7 protein-coding genes are annotated in these 7,283 nt (G+C 74.6%); 1 reads left to right on the top strand and 6 read right to left on the bottom strand.

The genetic code is table 11. The features are described from left to right. Nucleotides 1–192: 192 nt before the first annotated feature. Complete coding sequence (locus tag ACFU7Y_RS36130) at nucleotides 193–1,752, top strand: protein kinase (RefSeq protein WP_380770888.1); 1,560 nt, start codon at nucleotides 193–195, stop codon at nucleotides 1,750–1,752. Between the two features lie 401 nt (nucleotides 1,753–2,153). On the opposite strand, the gene ACFU7Y_RS36125 is transcribed toward ACFU7Y_RS36130, so the two are convergent. The 6 genes from ACFU7Y_RS36125 to ACFU7Y_RS36100 all read right to left on the bottom strand — a co-directional run bounded on the left by ACFU7Y_RS36125 (nucleotide 2,154) and on the right by ACFU7Y_RS36100 (nucleotide 7,126). Then, nucleotides 2,154–2,678 (bottom strand): ion channel, encoded by a 525-nt coding sequence (locus ACFU7Y_RS36125; RefSeq protein ID WP_224284893.1) that lies wholly within the window; start codon nucleotides 2,676–2,678, stop codon nucleotides 2,154–2,156. 52 nt (nucleotides 2,679–2,730) lie between these two features. Continuing rightward, nucleotides 2,731–3,375, bottom strand: coding sequence for a response regulator transcription factor (locus ACFU7Y_RS36120; protein ID WP_224284894.1), 645 nt, complete (start codon nucleotides 3,373–3,375; stop codon nucleotides 2,731–2,733). Further along, the gene (locus tag ACFU7Y_RS36115) at nucleotides 3,372–4,508 is read right to left on the bottom strand and encodes a histidine kinase (protein WP_224284895.1); all 1,137 of its coding nucleotides are present in this window, start codon (nucleotides 4,506–4,508) and stop codon (nucleotides 3,372–3,374) included. The genes ACFU7Y_RS36120 and ACFU7Y_RS36115 overlap by 4 nt, the downstream gene beginning before the upstream one ends. Nucleotides 4,509–4,551: 43 nt before the next feature. Further along, a complete protein-coding gene (locus tag ACFU7Y_RS36110; protein ID WP_380770887.1) occupies nucleotides 4,552–5,883 on the bottom strand; it encodes a hypothetical protein in 1,332 nt (443 codons plus the stop codon). 158 nt (nucleotides 5,884–6,041) lie between these two features. Further along, nucleotides 6,042–6,350 (bottom strand): Sec-independent protein translocase subunit TatA, encoded by a 309-nt coding sequence (gene tatA / locus ACFU7Y_RS36105; protein ID WP_380770886.1) that lies wholly within the window; start codon nucleotides 6,348–6,350, stop codon nucleotides 6,042–6,044. 206 nt (nucleotides 6,351–6,556) lie between these two features. Further along, nucleotides 6,557–7,126: an isoprenylcysteine carboxylmethyltransferase family protein gene (locus tag ACFU7Y_RS36100; RefSeq protein ID WP_224283442.1), complete on the bottom strand. Its 570-nt coding sequence runs from the start codon at nucleotides 7,124–7,126 to the stop codon at nucleotides 6,557–6,559. Between the last annotated feature and the right edge of the window lie 157 nt (nucleotides 7,127–7,283).

Below are 7,283 nucleotides of genomic sequence, written 5' to 3'. Positions count from 1 at the left end.
GAGACTGCGTGGGCGCGGAGTTGTGTATAAGCGACAGGGGCCGCACCCCCGTGCCGGCGGCCGGGGGACCGCTGCCCGGTCCCCCGACCGCCACCCTCCGCCCCTGGTCGGCCGGTTCGACGGTGCGGCTATCGTGCACAGGTGCACGAGGCGGCCCGGGACCCCGGGCAGGGCACGTGAGGGGAGCTCCAGGTGATCGGACGGGCGCTGAACGGGCGTTACGAACTCGTCGACATGCTCGGCGTCGGCGGCATGGCCACCGTCTGGCGCGGCGTGGACCGCGTGCTGGGCCGTCAGGTGGCCGTCAAGGTCCTCAACGGGGGCCTCGCCGACGACCCCCGCTTCGCCGAGCGCTTCAGCCGCGAGGCCCAGCACGCGGCCATGCTGGTGCACCCGGGGATCGTCATGGTCTTCGACTCGGGCGTGGACCAGGGCACCCCGTTCATCGTCATGGAGCTGGTCAACGGCCGTTCGCTGGCCGCCCTGCTGGCCGAGCAGCGGACCCTGCCGGTGGAGCGCGCCGTCGGCATCGCGGCGGCGGTCTGCGAGGCGCTGTCCGTCGCGCACGCGGCCGGGCTGGTGCACCGGGACATCAAGCCCGGGAACATCATGATCACCGATGCCGGCGGGGTGAAGGTCGTCGACTTCGGCATCGCCCGGGCCGGCTCCTCCAGCAACCTGACCCAGACCGCGAGCGTGCTCGGCACGGCCGCCTACCTCTCGCCCGAGCAGGCCACCGCCTCGGCGCTGGACGGGCGGACCGACCTGTACGCGGTCGGCTGCGTGCTCACCGAGATGCTCACCGGCGCGACTCCCTTCACCGCCGAGACCCCGGTGGCGATCGCCTTCAAGCACGTCAGCGAGCAGCCGCCGGCGCCGTCCACCCGCCGCCCGGGCCTGCCGCCCGCACTGGACGCGGCGGTGCTGCGGCTGCTGGCCAAGAACCCGGCCGACCGCCCGGCCGACGCGGTCGCCGCCCGGGCCGAGATCCTCGGCACCGTCCCGGGGCAGGCGGTCGGCGGCCCGACCGCCGAGCTGCTCGCGGGCGCGGGGGCCGCGGGGGCCGCCACCCAGCTGCTCCCGCCCGTCCCCTTCTCCCCGGCGCCGAACCAGCAGCACACCACGGTGCTGCCGCCCCAGCCGCCGGCCGCCACCTCGGTGATGGCGCCGATCCCCGCCCGGGCGCCCGCCCCTGCGCCCGCGCCCGCTCCCGCCCGCAGCCGCCGAAAGCCGTTGGTGTTCGGGGCGTTGGGCGTGGCGGGTCTGGCCGGCGTCACCGCGCTGGCCCTCACCGCCTTCGACGGACCGGCCGGCAACGCGGCCGCCGCCAAGCCTGCCGCGGCCACCGCCCCCACCGCCCCGGCCGCGACGCCCACCCCGAAGGCCTCCGCGACCGCGACCTCGGCGGCGCCCACCACCCCCTCGGCGCCCCCGGCCTCCACCGCGGCCGTCCCGCGCAACCAGCCCGCCGCGCTGCAGATCCAGTCCTTCCGCCAGGCCGTCGCCCAGGCCCAGGTCAACAAGGAGCGGGACAAGCAGACGGACCTGCTGAAGATCCTCGACGCCACCGCCGCCCGCCTCAACGAGGGCAACCCGGACGACGCCGCGCAGGAGCTCAGGAACGCCCAGAAGGTGGTCCGGGACATGGGCAAGAAGCACGCCATCGACGTTCCGACCTACGCCAACTGGAACACCCGCCTCTCCGCCCTGTTCGCCACCCTGCACACCGCCGCCGACCTCCAGGACGACTGACAGGCCCGGTCGCCGCCTCCGCGGACGCGGATTCGTGCCCATTGCTGCCGGTGCGGGTTTCCACGAGGGATGCTTCCCGGTTTGTCCGGGACTGACCGGGTCGTAGCCGTCCGCGCCGATCCCCCTCCGTCCCGGGCGGGGGATCGGGGCGTTCCCGGCTCCGTGCGCGCCGCTCGAAGGCCGTGCTGACGGCCCGCGGTCGACACAGGTTTGTCCACAGGCTGTGGACAAGCCTGCCGAAGAACGGGGATGCCGGCCCGGCGACTCTGCCGGCGAAGTCGTCGCCGGCAGAGTCCCCGTTCGGCTTCCCGCTCCCGTCACACCGAGGTCGGCCCGGCACCGTGCCGGATCGTCCGGCCCGTCCGGTACGTGCCGTCCGCGTACCGCCCGCCGTGCCGGACTCAGTCCTGCTTGCGGATCCTGCGCTCGACGTTCCCGCGGATCGCCTGGGACGCGGTCCCGGCGGCCGCCGCGAGGAACACGAAGTTGTACCCGATCTGGAGCATCACCACGAGCCGCGCCGTCTGCCCCGCCGGCGTGATGTCCCCGTACCCCACCGTCGCCATCGTCACGATCGTGAAGTACAGCGCGTCCAGCCGGGTCTCCAGTCCGGCGAACTCCGCCTTGTGCGAGCCGAGCACGTAGTACGTCGCCGCGAAGATGGTCAGCGCCAGGAAGATCAGGAAGGCCAGCCAGACCACCGGCCGTTTGGCGGTGCCCCGCATCACTCCGATGATCTTGGCCAGCATCAGCCAGCTCATCCCGGCCAGTGCCCCCGCGAAGACCAGCCAGCTCAGCCGCGGCCGGCGCTCGCCAAACCATTCCAGTGGCAGCGTGAAGTACCCGGCCATCAACAGCGTGGACGCGCCCAGCAGCCAGAACCAGGCCCGCAGGTCGACGGGCGGCGGGGGCGGGTTCTCGGACATCCTGCCCAGCCTGCCCCGTACCCGGCCCCGTCCGCCCGTTCGCCTGCTCCGGTCAGGCGAGCCCGCGCTGGATGGCCAGCACCGCCAGCCGCACCCGGTTCGGGCTCCCCGTCTTGGTCATGAGGTTCGACAGGTGCGTCTTCACGGTCGTCACCCCCAGGTGCATCCGTCCGGCGATCTCGGCGTTCGACAGCCCGTCCGCGAGGTGCCGCAGCACCTCGCTCTCCCGACCCGTGAAGCGGACCTCCGGCACCGCCCGCCGCTCCGCCCCCGCCCAGTCCTCCGCCGCCCGGGCCACCACCCGCCGCAGCACCGCCGGGCTGTACGGGCTGTCGCCCGCTGCCGCCCGTCGGACGGCGTCCAGGACCGCTCCCGGCTCGACGTCCTTGGCGAGGAAGCCGCAGGCGCCGGCGGCCAGGGCGGGGTAGAGCCGGTCGTCGTCATCGAAGGTGGTCAGCACCACGACCCGGGCCGAGGGAAGACGGGACAGCAGCTGAGCCGTCGCCGCGATGCCGTCCGTCCCCGGCATGTGCAGGTCCATCAGCACCACGTCGGGCCGCAGCCGCACCGCGAGCTCGACCGCCCGGGAACCGTCCGCCGCCTCCCCGGCCACCGTCAGATCGTCCGTGGACTCGACCAGCATCCGCACCCCGGCCCGGACCAGCTGCTGGTCGTCGACGATCAGCACGCCGGTCATGCCGCCGCCCCCGTGCCCAGCGGCCAGGAGGCGGCCAGTCGCCAGCCGTCCGGCACCGGTCCGGCCTCGATGGTGCCGCCGACCAGCGCCACCCGCTCCCGCATCCCGAGCAGCCCGTGCCCGCCGCCCATGGACGCAGGCCCGGCCTGCCCGCGGGTGTTCTCCAGCTCCAGTGCCACGTTCCCGTCCTCCGTCGTCGCCCGCAGCCGGACGCGCGCGCCCGGGCCGGCGTGCTTCACCACGTTCGCCAGCCCCTCCTGGACCAGCCGCAGCACCGTCAGCCCGCCGATGGCGTCCAGTTCGGCGAGCCGGCCGCCGATCACCGCGTCGACCCGCAGTCCGGCCGCTCGCGACCGCTCCACCACCCCGGCGACGGCGGTGGGCAGGTCGGCGGTCTCGGCGAGCAGCGGGGCCAGCTGCCCGGCATCGGGCTCGCGCAGGGCGGTGAGCAGTCGGCGCAGGTCGGCGAGGGCGGTGGTGGCGCCGGCGTGCACGTCGTCCAGTACGGCGGTGAGCCGGGGGTCGGCGTCCGGCAGGACGTGCCGCGCGACGCCGACCCTCAGCACGGTGGAGGCCAGGTGGTGGGCGACCATGTCGTGCAGCTCGCGGGCGATCGCGGCGCGCTCGCCCATCCGGGCGCCCCACTCGGCGAGGTCCCGGCTGCGCTCGGCCTCCCGGGCCCGTTCCTCGGCCGCCTGCCGCACCCGTTCGGCGGCGCGGATGTAGCCGGCCAGCAGCACGGGCACGCCGCCGAGCAGCGCCGTCCGGTAGAGCGCGGCGGGTACGGACGGCCAGGCGTGCGCCAGTTCCGCGCAGAGCAGCGCGGCCCACAGCCCGGCGACCGGACGGCCCCACCGCCGTACGGCCAGTTCGAAGAAGGCCGCGGCCACGCCGACCTTGACCTCCACCTGCACGGCGTGCGCCACGGCCGGCACGGTCAGCGCGCACTGCCCGAGCGCCACCACGAGCGGCAGGCGACCGCCGAGCGCCGCGAGCAGCAGCGTCCCCACGGCGACCGCCCAGTCCGTCGCCGTCAGAGCCTGCGGACGGCCCGCCAGCAGCAGGTACCCCAGCCCGGAGCCGATCAGCGCGGGCCGCAGCAGCCGCGAGCCCCTCCACGTCGTTCCCCACACCCTGCCGACCCTAGGGCGGCCCCGGGCCCCGCGTGATCGTCCCTCAGGCCGAGACCGGGGCTCCTCCTTCCGGCCGCTCCGTCGGCCCCGGCTCGTCCAGCAGCTCCAGCACCGCCAGCACGGCGACCAGCCCGAGTGCCAGACAGAGCGTCACCAGCACCGTCGGGTAGTTCCACAGCACGAAGGCCAGCGCCGCGAGCGCGACCGCCAGCCAGCCCAGCGCGGCCTTCCAGCGGTGGACGAACCGGCCGACCGGCCCGAGCCGCAGCCCGGCCCGTTCGGCCACCCGCCGCACCGCGCCCAGCCCGGCGCGCCAGCCGCCGCGGACGGTGCGCGCCCACCGCCCGCCGCCGGTGACCCAGGCGCCGAGTGCGACCAGCAGGCCGAGGGCGACCACCACCCGGACGGCCGAACGCAGGTACCGCACCAGGGTGTCGTACACGGCCTGGGCGGCCCCCTGGTCGACGTCGGCCGGGAGCCGGTCCAGGTAGACGGCCCGGAACACGCTCAGCCCGATGCCCAGCAGCAGCGCCCCGCCCGCCATGCCGAGGGCCGCCGCCACCACCGCCCGGCGGCGCCGCGTCGCGAGCAGCACCCCGCCGAGCGCGCAGGCGCCGGCCAGCACCGGCACCCAGAAACCGGCCAGGTCCAGCACCCGCAGGGCGGTGCGGACCTTGGGGAGGGCGTCGGACTGCACCAGCGGGTAGGAGGTGTGGATCTCCGGGATCCGTGAGGCCAGCGGGAGCCCCCGGTCCACCAGTGCGGACTTCACCCGGGCGATCACCGGGGCGAGGTCGAGCACCACCGTGTCGTTGTGGACCTCGACGGCGCCGCCGCCCTGCCCGGTCACCATCTTCTCGACGGCGGCGTGCGCCTCCCGGTTGACGTCCGTCCAGAGGGTGGTGAAGGCGTCGCTGTCCACGAGCCGTTCGACCTCGGTGTGGACGAAGCCGCCGAGTCCGCTGTCCAGGGCCTGGCCGATGCTGCCCAGCAGGGCGTCGAGCTTGGGCCTGTCGGCCGGGGCGACGCCGTCGAGCAGCGATTCGAGCGGGAGCTTCTTCATGATTTCGGCGGTCACCCGGTCGGCGACGGCAGCCTTGACCCGGGGGTCCTCGGCCAGCGGGGCCATGGTCGCGAGATAGCGGTCGGTGTCGCTGATCTCGGACCTCGCCCAGAGCGCGAGGGCGCCGAGCGGGGTGAGCACGCAGGCCAGCACGATCAGCAGGGCGGAGAAGAAGGCGCGCACCCGGTGGCGGGGCGGGTGCCGTGCCGGCCCGGCCGCCAACTGGTCGGCGAGCCGTGCCTCCTGGGCCTCGACCGCGCTCAGCCGGGCCCGTAGCTCGGCCAGTTCGTCGCCGGGCTGGTCGGTCGGCATGCCGGGACTCCGTTCCTCCGATGGGTGCATACCAGGAGACAACGGATCAGATCGGACGGCCAGTCGACGGTCGTGCGGCCGGAGCGTCCCCCCCACCGGCCCGGAACGGCGGAAAGCCCCTGGTGGCTCACCAGGGGCTTTCCGGAGAAGAGGGGGACTCAGGCGGTCGTCTCGGGCCGCTTGGTCTCGGCGGCCTTGGTCACGTTGGTCGGCGTGACGGCCGGGCGGTCGGCGCTCTGCTGGGGAGCGGTGGCGCTCTGCTGGGGAGCGGCGGTGCTCTGCGCGGTGCCGGCGGCGGCGTCCGCCGGGGTGTCGTCCTCGCGCATGGCCTTCGTCTCGGCCTTCAGGATGCGCATGGACTTGCCCAGACCACGGGCCATCTCGGGCAGCTTCTTCGATCCGAACAGCAGGATGACGACCGCCAGCACCACGAGAATGTGCCAGGGCTCAAGACCGTTCCGCAGCATCCCTGGCCACCGGTCCCTTCTTGTCTAGAGTCGTGGCGGGCGCTAGCGCCCGTGCTGGCCAGTATGCCTGGCCCTGACGGAGAACGGATACACCAGCCGGGAAACGCTGGCCAAAAACCAGGTGCCGTTCGAGCGGATCGCGAGCGCCGTGGCGCCCATCCGGACGATTGCGGGTGCCGAAGCTCACACCCGCCGCCGCGGTGCGATCAGTGGACGAACGGCACCAGACGCTTCGACACCCGACGGTACTCCGCGTACTCGCTGCCGAAGGCGTCCAGCAGCATCCGCTCCTCGGCGGAGATCCGCCGGCCGTACGCGGCCAGTAGCAGCGCCGCGACCACCAGGGCGGCCGCCCAGCCGCCGGTGCCGGCCGCGTAGCCGATCCAGACCAGCAGGCTGCCGGCGTAACCGGGGTGCCGGATCAGCCGGTACGGGCCGGTGCGGACCAGGTGCTGGGCGTCCACGGTGCGCAGGGTGCGGGTGTAGTACCGGCCCAGGGTGCGCATGCCCCAGGCCCGCAGCGCCAGCCCGGCGGCCACCATGGCCACCCCGAACCAGCCTGCCCAGCCGGGAAGTTCACCGATCGCGGCGCGGTCGAACAGCACCACGACCAGGGCCGACACCACGTAGCAGCCGAGCAGCAGCCGGGTCGACCCGCGGTCGCGGCGGTCGGCGTGCCAGGTGCCGGCGGAGGCGTCCTCGCGCCGGCGCAGCAGCAGCTCGTAGGTGATCCAGCAGAGGACGCCGAGGAGGGAGAGGAGGGCGGGCAGGGGCATCAGGGGCTCCCGGAGGTCGGATCCGAGGTGTGTCTCCACGGTCCTCCCGGTGGGCCGTCAGCACACGCACCCGGGGGTGGACCACCGCGGTCCACCCCCGGGTGGAGGCTCGGCGCGGCGGCGCGCCGTGCCTCCGAAACGGCGGAGAGCCCCCGCC

Source organism: Kitasatospora sp. NPDC057542, from assembly GCF_042801945.1.
Taxonomy (GTDB): Bacteria; Actinomycetota; Actinomycetes; order Streptomycetales; family Streptomycetaceae; genus Kitasatospora.
The sequence above is the reverse complement of the archived record's forward strand: the minus strand, read 5'-3'. Positions and strand labels throughout refer to the sequence as shown.

Bases quoted from the DNA above. Each gene is read 5' to 3' on its own strand.
- ACFU7Y_RS36125 (WP_224284893.1), bottom strand. From the start codon at position 2,678: ATGTCCGAGAACCCGCCCCCGCCGCCCGTCGACCTGCGGGCCTGGTTC.
- ACFU7Y_RS36120 (WP_224284894.1), bottom strand. From the start codon at position 3,375: ATGACCGGCGTGCTGATCGTCGACGACCAGCAGCTGGTCCGGGCCGGG.
- ACFU7Y_RS36110 (WP_380770887.1), bottom strand. From the start codon at position 5,883: ATGCCGACCGACCAGCCCGGCGACGAACTGGCCGAGCTACGGGCCCGG.
- tatA (WP_380770886.1), bottom strand. From the start codon at position 6,350: ATGCTGCGGAACGGTCTTGAGCCCTGGCACATTCTCGTGGTGCTGGCG.
- ACFU7Y_RS36100 (WP_224283442.1), bottom strand. From the start codon at position 7,126: ATGCCCCTGCCCGCCCTCCTCTCCCTCCTCGGCGTCCTCTGCTGGATC.